The sequence below is a fragment of the Nocardia sp. NPDC051463 genome, assembly GCF_040681975.1.
Lineage (GTDB): Bacteria > Actinomycetota > Actinomycetes > Mycobacteriales > Mycobacteriaceae > Nocardia.
In genome coordinates this window covers 97,542-113,555 of sequence record NZ_JBFBAB010000003.1, presented here as the reverse complement: position 1 = coordinate 113,555, position 16,014 = coordinate 97,542, and the positions used below count along the sequence as shown (strand labels likewise).

Sequence of the window (16,014 nt, the reverse complement as noted above, 5' to 3'; positions counted from 1 at the left end):
TAGACCATGAACGGACCGGTGCACCGCACATTTGTCGTCGTCGATGTCGAGAACTCGAGTCGGCTGAGCAACCCGGAAATCACAGCGATGCGTTCGAACCTGTACCGAATCCTCGACGAGGTGACCGATCGCACCGGATCCGTTGTCGCCAATGATGATCGGGGCGACGGCTGCCTGCTTGTCCTCGAGCTTCCAGTGCTGGAGGTGCTCGACAAGGTTGTCGAGTCGGTCGTAACGGGGGTTCGTGCCCACAACCACACAGTCGGCCCGCTCGAGTGGATCCGAGTACGCGTCGCCGTGCACGAGGGCTACGTGAACAGGGACGATCGGGGCTGGTCGAGCGATGCGCTGACTGCCACGTTCCGCCTCAACGAAACCTCGGTAGTCAAAGGCACTCTGAAGAACGCGAGCAGGGCCGTCGGGGTCGTCGTCGTCTCCGATGTCGTGTATCAGGGAGTCGTGCGGCACAACTACCGGCCGACGGTGACTGCCGCTGAGTATCGCGCCGCCGACATCAGGACCTCAGAAGGCGAGGTCAGAGCATGGCTTCGGGTGCCTGGCTACCCTGAGCCGCCGCTTCCCGTCGACATCGCCGAGCCGACGAAGACAAGGACCAAGCACAACGTCCGGGCAGATGAGTTCGGAGCGATCAACGCCAACAACATGATCATCGGGGATGTTCGGGCCCGCACCATTATCGGCGGCGACAACCGAGGAGGGGCCGCGTGAGTGATTCTGAGGAGCCGGTCGCAGGTGAGACGATCGCACCAGATCCGGAGCCGATCGAGGACGCGGAGTCGGAGGCGAACAAGATTCGCGAACGAGCCACCGATGCTGAACGCAGACGCGAATCGCGCGCTGCAGCGAACGCCAGGTTCGACGCGTTAGGAGCATTGAGCGGGCTCTCGCTCAACGCAAATACCGTGATCTTCGGTGACGCACAGGTCGGCACTCTGATCGGCCGCGACAGCTACCGGGGTGGGTCCGGGGTGGGTTTCGAGCGAAGCGGTCGAGTGGAACCACGCAGGCTCCACGATCTCGACCAGATTTTCGTACCACCGCCGAAGTTCGAGCAGTTGTGCGATCGGCTGGGGGCGCAGTCAGTACTGCTGCTACGCGCTCCGAGAGGCTGGGGAAGAACCGCCACCGCTTTGCGGGCGCTGAGCCGGCAATGCGCATCAGGTGTGCACAAGCTCAGCCCTGACGTGGAGTTGAGATCGCTGGACCTCGAGTTCGATCACTGCACGGGCTACTTGTTCGATACACCGGACAGCCAGCAGCTACGCACGCTGAGTGAATTCCACCTCGAGCAGCTCGGTCGGCGGTTGGTCGAGGTCGAGAGTCGATTGATCGTCGTAGTCGATGATCAGGCTGAGGTCAGCCCCGATGTTGGCGCATTCGTGCACGACGTCGGTGAGCCAGCCGACGTTACGGCGATACTGAGAAAGCACCTGCGCCAGCAGCTCGCCGATGACGATCTCGGCGTGCTCTCGCGCCTCGAGGTAACGGCGCTGCTGAGCTTGGTGACAGAACATCGTCCGTCCGCCCATGAACTCGTCAACCTGGCCGCGCTGCTTGTCGATGTTGCGGCAGATCGAATCGACATCGCCGAGGTGGTCAGCCGGTACGTGGCCGCCGAGGACAATCGGTTCCGGCAGTGGTTCGACGAGCTCGATACCGATACTCGCCCATTCGCGATCGCCTTGGCGGTGTTCAACAACATGCCGCTGCACATCGTGTCCGAAGCCGGCCGAGCACTGGCCAGTTCGATCGTCGATGCGGAGGTTCTCGGCGAGGGCGCCAGGTCAGGTCAGACGGTGTTCGGCGTGCGGAGCGCCGAATTGATGAGTAGAGCTCAGGCACAGTCGTATCGGTCCCATGAGGACACGTTGTACGGCCGAATCACCGTCGACGCAGTGCGATTCGTGGACGAACGTTTTCCACAGCGGCTGCTCGAATACATATGGCAGGAGTATTCGGCGGCGCACCAGGTGGTTCGTGACTGGCTGCGTGAACTCGGCGGCGCAGACGACCTCAGAGTGAGCACGCGTGCGGGCGTCGCCGTCGGGTTGTTGTCCACCTTCGAGTTCGAATACGCCAGACGGTTGGTGATCGAACCATGGGCTGACAGCGGTCAGCGGCACGACCAGTACGCCGCGATCGGCGCGCTGCAGTTTTCCAGTCTGCAGCCCGAGCTCGCGCCGCTGGTCGCAGAGATGCTCGAGGCATGGGTCCAGCCGACGCAGCCGATGGCTCGGCGGGTCACGGCGACGGCTGCTCTGGGCAGCACCGTGGGGCAACTCATGCCGGACCGTGCACTCCGGCTGTTACGACGCTCAGCTCGTAGCTCCGACCCGGATCTGCGAGATGCTGTGTGTTACAGCATGATCGAACTCTTCAGTAGTCGTGAGCTGGATGTCCGTGTGTTGCGTGATCTGCGGAGGTGGACCGTGTCGCGACGGCGGGGGGTGCGCTACACCGGATTCTTGTGCATCCTGCAACTGAGTTTCGATCTGGTAGCCGAGACAGTCGGCGGTGTTCAGCCGTGGCCGAGGCTCGTCTGGCTGGCCGATCAATCCGACGAGCACCGTGATCACATCGTCGTGCTCTTCGCCCGCCTCATGCAAGCGCCATACTACCCGCCCGCGGCATATGCCGAAATCAAGCGATGGGTTCATGTCGCCGAACGCGACCCGCAGTTCCGCGGGCCGCTGGGACGGCTACTCGTCGACCTGGAAACGGCAGATCAGAACAACGGAATGGTGCCGTTTCACCTCCGTGAATGGGCTGGCGAGGACGGCGGTCCGAGGGCGGCCGTCGACGAACTGCTGACAATGCTCGACGCGAAACAGGGGGTTTGACATGACAACCGACCGGACACGGCAACTTATCCAATATGCGGAAGTGCAGAGGTCCGCATGGCGCGCCTTCCGCCCTCCGACAGACGGGCATGCGGCCGTATCGGTAGACCGGGCAGGGAGACTGACGCTACTGACGCGCCAACCCTCGGCAGGGGAGATATTCTTCCGGCCCCCAATGGGCGTGTACTGGGTGGACGTCGCCGTCCACCACAACTCGTGCAGATTCGATCTGCCCACGGCTGAGGGCGTATTCACCTTCGCCGCCGACGTCGATGTGACCTGGCGGGTAGTCGATCCCGAGAAGGCGGTCAAAGACCGACCGGCCACCGGTGAACTGGTGTATCGGCCCTACCTCGAACAGCAACTACGCCGGCTGAGTCGCGAATACCAGGTGGAGCACTTCGCGATAGCAGAGCGTGAGATCAATGATCACTTCGACAAACCAATCGCGTTGGATTGCGGCATATCGCTATTGAACTGCTCGGTGAAGCTGTCTCCCGAAGCCGGCACGCACGCGTATCTCCAAGAGGCCACTTTCGATCACCGGAAAGCTCAACGTCGTGAAGCCGAACACGGTGCCCGCATGCACACTGCGCATTTGCAGTCGAGTGAGAACGAAACCCAGCATGGGTTGCAGCTGCAGACGTCCCACCAGAGCTATGAGCTCACCAAGTTCGCCCAGCAGCGCAGCCTCGAGCTGGAGCAGCAGCGGATGAGCTTCTATGCCGAGGCGATTCAGTGCGGTGACCTCAGCCCTCTCGCGCACCGGCTGGCATCCAACCGCAACGATGTCAACGAGGTCATCGGGCTGATGATGCAGCAGAAGCAGATGGATTTCGATGCCGCGCACGCCATGTTGAAGGCGCTGCTCAACCAGAACCTGGTCAACAAACGTGATGTCCAGGACATCCTGTCGCACGCGTCCGCGGCGTTCGCCGACCAGGTGAATCCGGCGTCGGTGGGGCCTGGTTCAGTGGCGTCGCCGAAGCCCGAGCTGGTCGTATCGCCGATGGCGGCGCTCGTGCAGAATGCCGAGGTGCTCGACCGGTCCGACGACGACGATGACGATGACTAACCCCGGCATCACGGTGAACCCGTTGACCGAGCTTCCTTTCGGCGGCGGACTGATCAGGCAGTTCGACAAGCTTCTGCTCGACCTGGGATTCACGGTGAGGTGGGCCGAGACGGTCGAATTCTTGATCATCGTGGGGGTGGTGTTCGCCGTGCTGACCCTTGCTGTGGGCAAGTTGGTGCCATGGGTGAGCGGCAAACTGGCTGGGCACGAAGAACGTCTCACGGCTCCTGTTCCGGCCGTGCTGCTGGCGCCGGAATGGGTGGTTACCAAGGCTCTGGTGAGGGCTGGGCGCGTACCAGGGTCCTTCGTGCATGGCTACGGTGAGAGTGTGCTCGTGCTGGCCGATTGGCTGCAGGCGGCTTTGGCCGCTTTCCTGCGACTACTCGGATCGGTCGGCAAGCATGGCCGACCGATCGCGGCTGTGCTGCTCGTGCTGGGATTTCTGTCGTGGAACAGCAATTCATGCGTGACCGATACGCTGCCCTGCGTGTCTCCGGTCCAGCACTGGACCACGCAGTTCGAAGGACCACTGGTCAGGCCGGCGCGCTGAGTAGTGCTGCGGTGAACCAGGCCAGAAAGAAGACGAGGCTGATCGCCGTCCAGCGGAGTGCCACACCGAAGCGGCGGTACTTGTGCTGGGCGATCTGGGCGAGAGTGCCAGCCTGCTGCCACGCCTGGTCGGCCAGCGTCGGAGCTGTCGGCCGACTGCTCACGTCGGTAGGGAAGCTCGGAAAACAAAACCAGTTCCCGGGACCAGCACTACTGAGCCGCGGCCGCAGTGTCGCGGCGAGGTAGCCCATGCACACGAGCAGGCTCGCCGCGAGTCCGATGGCTATCACGACCAGAGCGGTGCTCATGGATGTGCGTGCGGTGGTAACCAGTCCCGTTAGTGCGAATCCGTTGGCGGTCAACAACAGTCCCGCTTTGGTATCAGCGGCGAGTATGACGCGGTTGAACTCGGCGACGGTACGGAGTGCGGCGTTGAGGTCGTCGACTGGGCTGAGGCTGTTGCGAAACATCATGGGATCAGCACAGCAGTGGTTTGAGGTGCACTCCAGGTACAAAGGCACACTTCAGCATCAAAATCTTACTGCTGCTCCAAGACCGTCGCGAACCATGGGAACGCCACCACGCGGCCGAGGCGGCGATACTGGTTCGACACCGGTCGCGCAGTTGCCGTCGATTTGGCGACCTGACAAAGCCCTCCCGCCGACCTGGCCGAGATGCGAGCCGCCATGGGCACTTTACGAGCACTGGGTATTACCCGCTCGGACACGAATCTTCTGGCGCTGCAAACCAGACTGATCGAACGCGGCCGCCGCGAGGCCGCCGACATCGCTCCATACAGCTGTGAGGCACCTCCCAGCGCGTAAGTCAACACTCCTCAGGAATTGGAATGCCCAAACCAAGTTGCCTTGCTGTTGGCTGGAGCCCCATAAGTAGGTCGAAAGGTTTGTGAAAGTTCTGATGGACCAGGATGGTCACGGTGACGCACTACGGAGTATGTAACCAACATCTCGCCCCAGCGAGCAGGGCCGACTCTGCACTCTTAGGGCTCGGAGCAGCCCGCGCGATCAGTGGCATTTCAGTGCTTTCGGGCGGCCCCGGATGTCGATCCGATGTGCTCGGTGCCGAGGGCCACCTCGCCGCGCGGCAAGGATGGTCGCCAGTGGTAGCAAGTCCGGTGATCTGCTGACCCTGGCGGACCGGCCCGGCGAGTCGCTCGGATGTCAACGGAGCCACGGGATTCCGCGCTGAGGACAGTGGGTCGATCAGGCGTTCCAGACGATCGAATAGTTGTCGGTGGGGTCTGCCACTATGACCCATATGGCGACAACTGATCCCCTGGCCCCATTCCAGTGGCTCAACGCATCCGAGAGCCAAGCGGACCCGCTGGGCGAGATCTTCAGCGTCGGCTTCTTCCGAAACCTCGACCCGTCGGAGGTGGTGCGCCGCTTCAGCAAAGGCGACGACTCCGGCCAGGAGTTGGACTTCGAAGAGCTCAACGACAGGATGGTCGAGTTCCTCGGCAAGACTGGCGGCGGGCACGGAGGCGGTCACGTGGGCGTGTTTCGGGCCGGTGCATGGAGCGTGGCCATCGAACCGGTCGGGTGGTGGATGACTGACCGCACGGCGCTGGCGGAACTATCGCGAGACTGTGAGGTCCTGGCGATCACCATCCACGGCTACGCCGAGCACAGCCTCGAGTACGCGATCGACGGGACGATCGTGACCGGCCACCGACTGGAGTACCCGCATATCCGTTGGGGTTGCGACCCCGACCGGCTCAACGACTACATGCGCGAGCTGGGGATGGAGCTGGACACGACCGACGATGACTATGTTTATGACGCCGATGAAGACGAGAGCGACTCGGACACCTGGGACATCAGCTACAGCACCGTCGTGCCGAGAGCCTTCGCCCTGGCGGCGAAGGTCACTGGGGTGTCGTTCACGGCAGACATGCTGGACCAGCGCCTGCTCGTCGGACCTATCGCCTACCGATGGTCACCGCCCGACCACACCACCGCTTGACCCGGTGCGCTTGCTGGTACGGCCGGTGAAGTCGTAGAACGCATCTCGGTCCGCTCTACATCCACCTGCCGGGCGACGTAGTCGACCGCGGCGTCGGAGATCTCGGCCCGGGCACGCGGAACCCGACCCCGCTCGGTATAGAACCGGTGACATCGTCGTCTGTCTCCTGTGTTCGGGTATTCGAGGAGTGTGTAACCGACATCTCACCCCGGACAGGTGCGCGACCTCCTCACGGCGCAGCCCTTCGACCCGGCGACGCGAGTCGACGGGAATGCCGACAGACCCCGGATCGACTCCGGTCCGCCGCGTGCGCAGGGAGTCTGCAAGATCATCCATCACTCCAGCATCCCGACCAGGCGGTCCGCGAGGGTGGCCGCGCAGACACCGGGAAAGTCCTGTCGGATGTAAGAAACAGTCCCGAACACCGCCCTCGACGGTTCGGCGAGGGCACCCGCGAGCGCGCGATGCTCGCGGTGACCATCGGCGGCCAGGAGTCGCATTACACCGATCGCGGAATCAACGGCACCATCGAGGAGTGCTGTTCCCGATCCACCACGGCATCCTCTGCTCCCCCGGCATGGATGTGCTGCCGCCGTTGGTCGTGTACGGAAACCACGCAAGTGTCATCCGACGATTTTCGCGAATGCGGCCGAGGCGTGGAACAGCGGCTGCTGATGATCGAGGAGACCGCCCCGTCCCCTTTCGCAAACAGACCGGCGGCGATGACGAGCTGCCGGCGCTTCGGCTCCGGGAAGGGCTGGAAGCCTCGGACGGCAAGGGTTTCAACCTGTATCACCATCGCTGATCGACCCTCCCATCATTGGGAAGCAGCGGCCACAGGAGCTCGGCCGCACTTGCTACTTTCGGCGCGGAAGTCGGGCTCGGCACGGCTCGCCGAGCCCGCGGACCAGGTGGTATTCACAAGCTCATGTCGATAGCGATCGTCAATGGAATTCGGTTGAGCCACCACGTGGTCGGCGAGGGACCCTTGGTCCTGCTGATCATGGGAAGCGGCAGTCCTGGTCGAGTGTGGCGGACCTACCAGGTGCCCGCCCTGGTTGAGGCCGGTTTCCGGGTGGCGACGATGGACAATCGAGGGATCGCGCCGTCCGAGGAGAGTGCGGACGGCATCACGCTCGACGATCTGGTTGCCGATTCGGCCGCGCTGATCGAATACTTGGGCGCGCCTGCGCATGTCGTGGGTACCTCACTCGGCGCACTCGTAGCGCAGGACCTGGCCCTCGAACGCCCCGAATTGATAGATCACGCGGTAATGATGGCGACTGCGGGTCGCCCGCACCCCATGCTGCTCGCCCTCAATGCCGGCGAGGCGGCTCTCCACGATCAGGGTGTTCGGTTGCCACCCCAATACGCTGCGGCGATCAAGGCGACGCTCAATCTGTCACCTCGGACGCTCGAAGATCCCGAGGCAGCCGAACACTGGCTCGACATGTTCGAGTTCTCGGCCTCGGCGACGGCGGCGCCCGGGGTGCGTGCGCAACTCGACATCGACTACTCGCGCGATCGACTCCACGACTACACCAGAATCACCGCGCCCAGCTTGATCATCGGCTTCACCGACGATCAGCTTGCGCCGCCGGTGTACTGCCGGGAAGTTGCCGACGTGATACCCGGCGCCCGGTATGTCGAAATCGATCGATGCGGCCATCTCGGGTATCTCGAGCGGCCCGAAGAAGTCAATCGGGTGGTGATCGACTTCCTGTCCAGCCGGGAGTAACCGAGATCACCGAGTGATGTAAACCCAAGGCTATTCCCATTGTTGGTGGTGCCGTAACGCGTCGGACCGGTCGGTCGCTTACAGTCACGACCGTGCAAACACCTGATGAGGTGCCGCTCCAACCACCGAATCGGTCCTGGTTGCAACGGTTAGACGAACAAACTGTCGGTGTGGCGCACGAGGTTGCGCTGATAGGTAGCCAGTTAACGCTGACATACCGGGATCTGGATCACTGGGTCGGTCGAATCTGCCGGGAATTGACCGAAGCCGGTGTTGCCGAGTCGGATTCGGTCGCCGTGGTGGTGCCCTCGCGCCGCAGTCCCTATACAACCGCGGCGATGGTGGCGATCTGGCGTCTCGGCGCGGTGTATGTACCACTCGCCGCGGATCAACCCCGAGAACGAACGCGAGCCATCCTCGCGGTGTGCGCGATTCGAGTCGCCCTGCTGGAGCCGGGAAACCCGCCGCCGGAGCTACCCGAACAGATTGTCACGGTGACGATCCCGTCGCCCGACACGGTGGCTGACACCGTCCAAGATCCACCGACCTACCCGGCTATCGATCCGGACGACCTCGCATACGTCATCTTCACCTCCGGCTCCTCGGGCGCGCCGAAGGGTGTCGCGGTGCCGCATCGAGGCATCGCGGCGATGGCGGACGCCACCGCGGCGGCGCTCGAACTCCGGCCCGGCGCTCGCATGCTGCAATTCGCCCCGCCTTCCTTCGACGCCTCGATCTCGGAAATCACCTCGACGCTCGGAGCGGGCGCGACCGCAGTGTTCGCCGCGCACGATGCGCTGACCGACGGTGTCGGCATCGCCGAAGTCATTGTCGCGCATCGCATCAGCCACGCGATCATGGTGCCTTCCGTCCTCGCGGCGATACCGGAGCACAAGGTGCCCCCGGGCTTGCGACTCATCATCGCGGGCGAGGCGGCGAACTCCGCCGTGGTCGAGGAATGGACCGTCCGGCACCATCTCATCAATTCCTACGGCCCCACCGAAACCACCGTGTGTGCCACCATCAGCGATCCGCTGATCGGTACGGCACGACCCATCCCGATCGGCCGCGCCATCGAGGGCACCACCTTGCGGATCGTCGGCGACGATGGCACGAACGTGGAGCCGGGCACCGTGGGCGAGCTCTGGATCGGCGGCCTCGGAGTCGCGCACGGATATCTGGGATTGCCACGGGAGACCGCCGCAGCGTTCATCGACGAACCGGTGACCGGCCGAAGGTTCTATCGGTCGGGCGATCTCGTGCGACAGCTCCCCGATGGCCAGCTCGAATTCCTCGGGCGCATGGACCGGCGCATCAAGTTGCGCGGGCGGCGGATCGAGCCCGGTGACATCGAAACCATCGCACTGCGCTGCCCCGGTGTTCGCCAAGCGGCCGTGGTGTCGACCGACACTCAGCTGGTCTGCTGCGTCGTGGTCGACGATGCGATCGGGGCAAGCGAGGTCAAGGGTTTCCTCACCGAACACCTTCCCGGCTATCTGCTGCCCGAGCGCGTCGAGATCCGCACCGAAATGCCGCGCACACCACACGGCAAGACCGACTACGCCGCTGTGACGGAATCGGTCCGCCAGACCGCCTCCCCTCGCACCGCGCCGGAGACGATGACACCGGCGGAGCGGGTGCTGTGCGCACTGTTCGCGGAGACGTTGAGCCTGCCCGAGTTCCATCCCGCGGACAGCTTTTTCGACCTCGGCGGCGAATCGATGGAGGCCGCCAAACTCACCCGCCGGATCCGGAAGGTCCTCGGCGTGCAGATGACGATGCGCATGCTGCTGGATGCCCCGTCGCCCACGCAACTGGCTGCGCTGCTGTCGATTTCGGAACCGGAGTTGGTGATCAGGGGATGACCGGAGCAGTCCGGTCGACGAGCCCGGATGACACACGGATCTGGAATCTCACCGAACCGACGACGCACTTGCGCACCGACATATCGGAATTCTGGCGCGACCGACGTCGTCGACAACCGATCTTCTGGCACGAAGGTGCCGCCGACCACCCCGGATTCTGGGTGGTCTGCGGCTACGACCCGGCGGTGACCATATACCGCGACAGCAAGCGATTCACCTCGCAACGGGGCAATGTCCTGCTCACCCTGCTGGCGGGCCGGGACAACGCGGCGGGCGCCATGCTGGCGGTGACCGATCCACCCCGGCACACCCGCCTGCGTCGCCTGATGACAGCGGCACTGACACGAGATGCGGTGCGCGCGTTGGCCCCTCGCATTCAGGAACGCACCAGGCGATTACTGGCCGAGTGGTCGGGTTCGGGCACTTTCGATTTCGCGGAGGAGATCGCCTCTCGGATCCCGATCTGGACGATCTGCGATCTACTCGGTATTCCGGACAGTGATCACGATCTGTTGGTGTCATTGACCAAGCAGGCCCTGAGCTCCGACGACGCCGCGCAGTCGGATGTCTCGGCCATGGCCGCGCGCCAGGAAATACTGCTGTGCCTGCTCGACCATGTGGAGGACCAGCGCCGACAGCCGGCCGACGGCCTGATCACCGCGCTGATCGGCGCGGAATTCGAGGACGCGCCACTGTCGGACGACCAGATCGTCACCAATTGCTACAGCATCATTCTGGGCGGCGACGAGACGAGCCGGTTGACCATGATCAACGCCGTCCACGCCTTCGCCGAGTACGCGGGCCTCTGGGAGGGCTTCGAGGCGGCGAGCGACCTCGCCACCGCGGTCGAGGAAATCATCCGATGCTTCGCTCCCACCATGCATTTCGGACGGGTCGCGAACACCGACGTAGAAATACACGGCACGCACATCACCGCGGGAGAAGTCGTCACGATGTGGAATGTCTCCGCGAACCGGGACGCGACCCGATTCGCCGACCCCGACACGGTGCAGTTCGATCGAAAGCCCAATCCCCATCTGGCGTTCGGATACGGTCCACACTTCTGTGTCGGCGCGCATCTGGCTCGCTTGGAGATTGCGATCGTGCTGGAGGAGATGCGGCGCACTGCCCGAACCATCATCCCCACCGGCAACCCGAGACCGCTGTACTCGAACTTTCTGCACGGGTATGCCACCTTGCCGATCGAGCTCGTGTAGCTCTCCCCCCTCAGGCGGTACACATGAACCTTTCGAACTCCGACCGGTACCGGATCGGCCACTCCCCTCGACCGGCGCAGGAATCGTGCGCGCCGCTGGACACGTTCATTGCCGACATGCGGGCCGAAGCGTCCTACATCGTGGGGTTCCCCGCCAATCTCGACTTCGGCTTCAGCAGGTTCGCCGGTCTGCTCGACATTTTCGCCACCAATGTCGGCGACCCGGACAGCGAGGACAAGGCTCGCGTCGGTGTCAAGGACATGGAGCTGGCCGTCGTCGACTTCGTCGCCCGGCTCGCCAATGGAGATCCGAGCCGGACTTACGGATACGTCACCGGCGGCGGCACCGAGGCCAATCAGTTCGGCCTCGACCGCGGGTGTGATCTGCTACCGGAAGCCAAAATCTATTGCAGTCGAGCAACCCACTATTCGGTCCGCAAGAGCGCCAAACTGATGCGCAAGGAATTGGTCGTCGTCGACTGTGACGAGCAGGGCCGGATCGACATCGACGCGTTGGCCCACGCGTGCGCCGCCGACGCAGGCCGCGGCGCCGTCGTCGTCGCGAACATCGGGACCACCATGACGGGCGCGATCGACGACGTGGACGCGATCATCAGGGCGGCATCGGCGGCGGGCCGGGTGTATGTGCACCTGGATGCGGCACTGAGCGGACTGATCCTGCCATTCACCCCGGAGCGGGCGTCATGGGGTTTCGTGCGCGAGGAAGTCGGCAGCGTCACGGTCTGCATGCACAAGGCGCTGGGCATGCCGCTGCCGAGCGCACTCGCGCTGTGCCGATCCGAACTGGTCAGCTCCGAAGTGGCAGGCGAGTACATCGGCGCGACCGATGCCACTCTTGCCGGATGTCGCAGCGGACTGGCTGTCGCACTGATCTGGCAATCGTTGGCCGCACAGGGAATGGCGGGGTTGGAGCTGACCGCACAGACTGCTCTCGAGATGGCCGAGCGGGCTGTCGAGAAACTCGCAGGCGCCGGGCTGCGGCCGGCCCGGAACCCTTTGTCGATCATGGTCACTTTCGACCGGCCCGCCGAATGGATCTGTCGGAAGTACCATTTGGCCACTGTCGGCGACCGGGCTCGCATCGTCACCGTGTCCCATGTGCGCAAGCAGGTGATCGACGAGCTGTGCCATGACGTCACGACCGATCGTCGATAGCCACCGACGGTCGTGGTCAGGATGCCGTCGGTGTGGCCTCGTCATGGGTCGGGGGGTGCCGGTGAATCGGTAGCGGCGTCACCGGCGCAGCGTCGTTCGCCGCGACAGGTACGAATGCCGCCGCGGGGTGATGGTGCAGCATGCGTGCGAACGTTCGCGCCGAGGCAGGCCATGGGTTGGTGACACGCCCCTTCTCGTGTTTGTACCAACTCGCGCCGGCCGCGGGCCATACGGTCTTCGCGATGGCTCGTTCCAGCCATTGCCGGTACTGCCGCATCGCATCGCCGCTCACCTCGATCGCGGGTGCGCCGATCGCGTCGCGCCACCTCAGACACGCCATGATGTAGGCGATCTGGCGTTCCTTCATGCCGGGATTGCTGCCCGCCGGATTGAACGAGTTCGGTCCGGCAATGAGGAAGGCGTTGGGGAATCCGGGCACCGCCAATCCCAGAAACGCCTCCGCCCCGTCCGACCATTGCTCGCGCAGGAGTCGACCGCCCCGGCCGCGGACCGTCATCGGCGTCAGGAACTCCGACGCCCGAAAACCGGTGGCCCACACGATGACATCCGCGCGCCGATGGGTGCCGTCGCCGGTTTCGATCCCGTTGCGGGTGATGCGCGCGATGGGATCGGTGACCAGCTCGACATTCTCCCGGCCCAGGGTGGAGTGGAACCGGCTGTCGAAAACGATCCGCTTGCTGCCGATCGGGTAATCGGGAGTGAGTGCCGCGCGTAGTGCCGGATCACTGACGTGTCGGCGCAGGTGGATACGTGCCAGCCAGTGGGCAGGTCGGGCCGACCAGCCGCGGTGCACGATCGGCGCCAACGCAATGTCGGCGCCGTAGTACAGGGCCTGCCGGTAGAGCCGATGCGCGCCCGGCATCCGCAACACCCAGCGGCTGATCGCACCGAACTCGGCCGCGGGTTTCGGCAACACCCAGTGCGGTGTGCGTTGATACACGGTCACCGTGCGGGCATCGGCGGCGATCTTCGGCAGCAGCTGTCCGGCGCTGGATCCGGTGCCGACCACCGCCACATCCCGGCCGCGCAGGTTCTGGCGATGATCCCAGTGCGCCGAGTGGAAGGCCGCGCCGGTGAAGTCCTCGCGGCCAGGGATATCCGGGACATAGCGGCGATGCAACTGGCCTACGGCGAAGACGAGGAGGTCGGCCACGATGTGCTCTCCGGTACCGGTGGTCAATTCCCACCGAGCGATGTCCTCACGATAGGACGCTTCGACGACGGTGGTGTGCAGGCGCAGGTGCGGTAGCAGGTCGTAGGTGTCGGCGACTCCGCGGAGATAGGCCAGGATCCGTTCCTGGCTCGGGTACCGCGTCTTCGCGCTGCGGTAGGGCGCGAACGAGAACGAGTACAGGTGCGAAGGAACGTCGCACGAGCAGCCGGGGTAGGTGTTCTCCCGCCACACCCCGCCGACATCACCGCCCTTCTCCACTATCGCGAAGCTGTCGATTCCGGCCTTCTTCAGCGCGACCCCCATGCCGAGTCCGCCGAACCCGCCGCCGACGATCACCACCTTCAGGTCCAGCTGCTTGTCCATGACGTTCCTCGATTCGTCGGCCGCACCGGTGGACAACACTCGTGTCAGCAAACTATCCGCTGCGGCGTTATTACCAGATTAATGGTTATGAAATCGAAAACCAGTAACAGTTCAGCCTTCGGCGTTTCATCGATATGAGCGGGAGTTAGTCGTGCCGATGCCTCACATCAACGAGACATGCAGGAAGCTAGTCGCGTCCTACCACTTAACCCACCAACGTAGATAGTTAGGCACAGCACACATACAGCTATCAATCATGGAAACCGGGGCCTGCACGACCACCTCGACTGAGCCCGACGCGTCGACTCGGCGGGTGTGTTCGTCATCGTGGCGACCGAAGGGGTAGAAAGGTCGAGGCCGAACAGCTTCGCGCGGTCACGCACATTGCACCTGTCGAACGAAGAGAGCGGATTCATGGCGACCTCTACAGCGCGCGCACAGATCGGGGTTACCGGCCTGGCAGTCATGGGCAGCAACATCGCCCGAAACTTCGCCAAGCACGGCTATACAGTGGCGCTGCACAACCGCAGCGTGGCCAAGACAGACGCCCTGCTCGAGGCGCACGCCGGCGACGGCGACTTCGTGCGCACCGAGACCATCGAGGAATTCGTCGCGGCGCTGGAGAAGCCACGCCGGGTGCTGATCATGGTCAAGGCGGGCGATCCGACCGACGCCGTCATCGAGGAGCTCGCGGCGGCAATGGAGCCGGGCGACATCATCATCGACGGCGGCAATGCGCTCTACACCGACACCATTCGCCGTGAAGCGGCCATGAAGGAACGCGGACTGAACTTCGTCGGCGCGGGCATCTCCGGCGGCGAAGAAGGCGCGCTCAACGGTCCCTCGATCATGCCCGGTGGCCCGAAAGAGTCCTACGACTCGCTCGGCCCACTGCTGGAATCTATTGCGGCACAGGTCGACGGCACGCCCTGCTGCACCCACATCGGGCCCGACGGCTCGGGGCACTTCGTCAAAATGGTCCACAACGGCATCGAGTACGCCGACATGCAGCTGATCGGTGAGGCCTACCACCTGTTCCGTGATGCGCTCGGCTTCGGTGCCAAGCAGATCGCCAAAGTGTTCACCCAGTGGAACGCCGGCGACCTGGAGAGCTACCTCGTCGAGATCACCGCCGAGGTGCTCGAACAAGTCGACGCGAAGACGGGCAAGCCGCTGGTCGATGTCATCGTCGATGCCGCCGAGCAGAAGGGCACCGGCCGCTGGACGGTGAAGGCGGCGCTCGATCTCGGTATTCCGGTGACCGGTATCGCCGAGGCGGTGTTCGCGCGGGCGCTGTCCGGGTCCAGGGCCCAGCGCAAAGCCGCGGTCGGCCTCGCCTCGGGCAAGCTGGCCGACAAGCCTACCGACGTAGCGCAATTCACCGAAGACATCCGGCAGGCACTCTATGCGTCGAAGGTCGTCGCCTATGCGCAGGGCTTCGATCAGATCGCCGCGGGCAGTGTGGAATACAACTGGGACCTGCACCCCGGCGACCTGGCGACGATCTGGCGCGGCGGATGCATCATCCGGGCTCGCTTCCTGAATCGGATCAAAGAGGCCTACGACCAGAACCCTGCCCTGCCGAGCCTGATTCTCGCTCCGTACTTCCGCGAAGCGATCGAAACGGCCATCGACAGCTGGCGGCGCGTGGTCTCTACCGCAACCCTGCTCGGCATTCCGGTGCCCGCATTCGCCTCGTCGCTGTCGTACTACGACGCCCTGCGGGCCGAGCGTCTCCCGGCGGCACTGACCCAGGGCCAGCGCGATTTCTTCGGTGCACACACCTACGAGCGCACCGACGCCGAAGGCAAGTTCCACACTCTCTGGAGCGGTGACCGCAGCGAAGTCTCGGCCGACTGACATCCCTACCGATATCGACAGCATGACCGGCGTGCGGTAGCCATTCACGTCGGTCATGCTCTGCGCAGGACTTCCGCCGACAGTGTCGGCGCCTGCCGCACGTCCGACCCACCGGCTGCTGCGGATCCCA

Annotated in this window: 14 protein-coding genes; 11 read left to right on the top strand and 3 right to left on the bottom strand. The window is 64.0% G+C overall.

The window, feature by feature from the left end:
* Nucleotides 1-6: 6 nt before the first annotated feature.
* The 4 genes from AB0M74_RS07830 to AB0M74_RS07815 all read left to right on the top strand — a co-directional run bounded on the left by AB0M74_RS07830 (nucleotide 7) and on the right by AB0M74_RS07815 (nucleotide 4,486).
* Entirely contained in the window at nucleotides 7-729 is a 723-nt protein-coding gene (locus AB0M74_RS07830) for a hypothetical protein (RefSeq protein WP_364903017.1), read from the top strand.
* Entirely contained in the window at nucleotides 726-2,861 is a 2,136-nt protein-coding gene (locus tag AB0M74_RS07825; protein WP_364903014.1) for a hypothetical protein, read from the top strand. Before AB0M74_RS07830 ends, AB0M74_RS07825 begins: the two co-directional genes overlap by 4 nt.
* A 175-nt stretch (nucleotides 2,862-3,036) precedes the next feature.
* Nucleotides 3,037-3,936 (top strand): hypothetical protein, encoded by a 900-nt coding sequence (locus AB0M74_RS07820; RefSeq protein ID WP_364903011.1) that lies wholly within the window; start codon nucleotides 3,037-3,039, stop codon nucleotides 3,934-3,936.
* Nucleotides 3,923-4,486, top strand: a complete 564-nt coding sequence (locus AB0M74_RS07815) for a hypothetical protein (RefSeq protein ID WP_364903008.1) — start codon at nucleotides 3,923-3,925, stop codon at nucleotides 4,484-4,486. Before AB0M74_RS07820 ends, AB0M74_RS07815 begins: the two co-directional genes overlap by 14 nt.
* Here AB0M74_RS07815 and AB0M74_RS07810 read toward each other — a convergent pair.
* Nucleotides 4,470-4,958: a Pycsar system effector family protein gene (locus AB0M74_RS07810; RefSeq protein WP_364903006.1), complete on the bottom strand. Its 489-nt coding sequence runs from the start codon at nucleotides 4,956-4,958 to the stop codon at nucleotides 4,470-4,472. The two genes, AB0M74_RS07815 and AB0M74_RS07810, sit on opposite strands and share 17 nt — an antisense overlap.
* Nucleotides 4,959-5,763: 805 nt before the next feature.
* Here AB0M74_RS07810 and AB0M74_RS07805 point away from each other — a divergent pair.
* Nucleotides 5,764-6,471 carry a DUF6461 domain-containing protein gene (locus tag AB0M74_RS07805; protein WP_364903003.1) on the top strand — a complete coding sequence of 236 codons (708 nt, stop codon included), beginning with the start codon at nucleotides 5,764-5,766 and terminating at the stop codon, nucleotides 6,469-6,471.
* Between the two features lie 335 nt (nucleotides 6,472-6,806).
* Here the strand turns inward: AB0M74_RS07805 and AB0M74_RS07800 are convergent, their stop codons facing one another.
* Complete coding sequence (locus AB0M74_RS07800) at nucleotides 6,807-6,971, bottom strand: hypothetical protein (protein WP_364903000.1); 165 nt, start codon at nucleotides 6,969-6,971, stop codon at nucleotides 6,807-6,809.
* Nucleotides 6,972-7,006: 35 nt separating this feature from the next.
* On the opposite strand from AB0M74_RS07800, the gene AB0M74_RS07795 reads away from it, so the two are divergent.
* The 5 genes from AB0M74_RS07795 to AB0M74_RS07775 all read left to right on the top strand — a co-directional run bounded on the left by AB0M74_RS07795 (nucleotide 7,007) and on the right by AB0M74_RS07775 (nucleotide 12,466).
* Entirely contained in the window at nucleotides 7,007-7,276 is a 270-nt protein-coding gene (locus AB0M74_RS07795; RefSeq protein ID WP_364902998.1) for a hypothetical protein, read from the top strand.
* 123 nt (nucleotides 7,277-7,399) lie between these two features.
* On the top strand, nucleotides 7,400-8,209 hold the full coding sequence (locus tag AB0M74_RS07790; RefSeq protein WP_364902995.1) for an alpha/beta fold hydrolase: 810 nt from the start codon (nucleotides 7,400-7,402) through the stop codon (nucleotides 8,207-8,209).
* Nucleotides 8,210-8,379: 170 nt separating this feature from the next.
* Nucleotides 8,380-10,074 carry a non-ribosomal peptide synthetase gene (locus AB0M74_RS07785; protein WP_364902993.1) on the top strand — a complete coding sequence of 565 codons (1,695 nt, stop codon included), beginning with the start codon at nucleotides 8,380-8,382 and terminating at the stop codon, nucleotides 10,072-10,074.
* On the top strand, nucleotides 10,071-11,291 hold the full coding sequence (locus AB0M74_RS07780) for a cytochrome P450 (RefSeq protein WP_364902990.1): 1,221 nt from the start codon (nucleotides 10,071-10,073) through the stop codon (nucleotides 11,289-11,291). The genes AB0M74_RS07785 and AB0M74_RS07780 overlap by 4 nt, the downstream gene beginning before the upstream one ends.
* A gap of 23 nt (nucleotides 11,292-11,314) precedes the next feature.
* A complete protein-coding gene (locus tag AB0M74_RS07775; RefSeq protein ID WP_364902987.1) occupies nucleotides 11,315-12,466 on the top strand; it encodes an aminotransferase class I/II-fold pyridoxal phosphate-dependent enzyme in 1,152 nt (383 codons plus the stop codon).
* A gap of 16 nt (nucleotides 12,467-12,482) precedes the next feature.
* On the opposite strand, the gene AB0M74_RS07770 is transcribed toward AB0M74_RS07775, so the two are convergent.
* A complete protein-coding gene (locus tag AB0M74_RS07770) occupies nucleotides 12,483-14,024 on the bottom strand; it encodes an NAD(P)/FAD-dependent oxidoreductase (protein ID WP_364902984.1) in 1,542 nt (513 codons plus the stop codon).
* Nucleotides 14,025-14,438: 414 nt separating this feature from the next.
* Here AB0M74_RS07770 and gndA point away from each other — a divergent pair, with 414 nt between their 5' ends.
* A complete protein-coding gene (gndA, locus tag AB0M74_RS07765; protein WP_364902981.1) occupies nucleotides 14,439-15,884 on the top strand; it encodes an NADP-dependent phosphogluconate dehydrogenase in 1,446 nt (481 codons plus the stop codon).
* The last annotated feature ends 130 nt before the right edge of the window (nucleotides 15,885-16,014 follow it).

Bases quoted from the DNA above. Each gene is read 5' to 3' on its own strand.
- AB0M74_RS07770 (WP_364902984.1), bottom strand. From the start codon at position 14,024: ATGGACAAGCAGCTGGACCTGAAGGTGGTGATCGTCGGCGGCGGGTTC.
- AB0M74_RS07815 (WP_364903008.1), top strand. From the start codon at position 3,923: ATGACGATGACTAACCCCGGCATCACGGTGAACCCGTTGACCGAGCTT.
- AB0M74_RS07820 (WP_364903011.1), top strand. From the start codon at position 3,037: ATGGGCGTGTACTGGGTGGACGTCGCCGTCCACCACAACTCGTGCAGA.
- AB0M74_RS07800 (WP_364903000.1), bottom strand. From the start codon at position 6,971: ATGCGACTCCTGGCCGCCGATGGTCACCGCGAGCATCGCGCGCTCGCG.
- AB0M74_RS07830 (WP_364903017.1), top strand. From the start codon at position 7: ATGAACGGACCGGTGCACCGCACATTTGTCGTCGTCGATGTCGAGAAC.
- AB0M74_RS07790 (WP_364902995.1), top strand. From the start codon at position 7,400: ATGTCGATAGCGATCGTCAATGGAATTCGGTTGAGCCACCACGTGGTC.
- gndA (WP_364902981.1), top strand. From the start codon at position 14,439: ATGGCGACCTCTACAGCGCGCGCACAGATCGGGGTTACCGGCCTGGCA.
- AB0M74_RS07810 (WP_364903006.1), bottom strand. From the start codon at position 4,958: ATGATGTTTCGCAACAGCCTCAGCCCAGTCGACGACCTCAACGCCGCA.
- AB0M74_RS07780 (WP_364902990.1), top strand. From the start codon at position 10,071: ATGACCGGAGCAGTCCGGTCGACGAGCCCGGATGACACACGGATCTGG.
- AB0M74_RS07775 (WP_364902987.1), top strand. From the start codon at position 11,315: ATGAACCTTTCGAACTCCGACCGGTACCGGATCGGCCACTCCCCTCGA.
- AB0M74_RS07805 (WP_364903003.1), top strand. From the start codon at position 5,764: ATGGCGACAACTGATCCCCTGGCCCCATTCCAGTGGCTCAACGCATCC.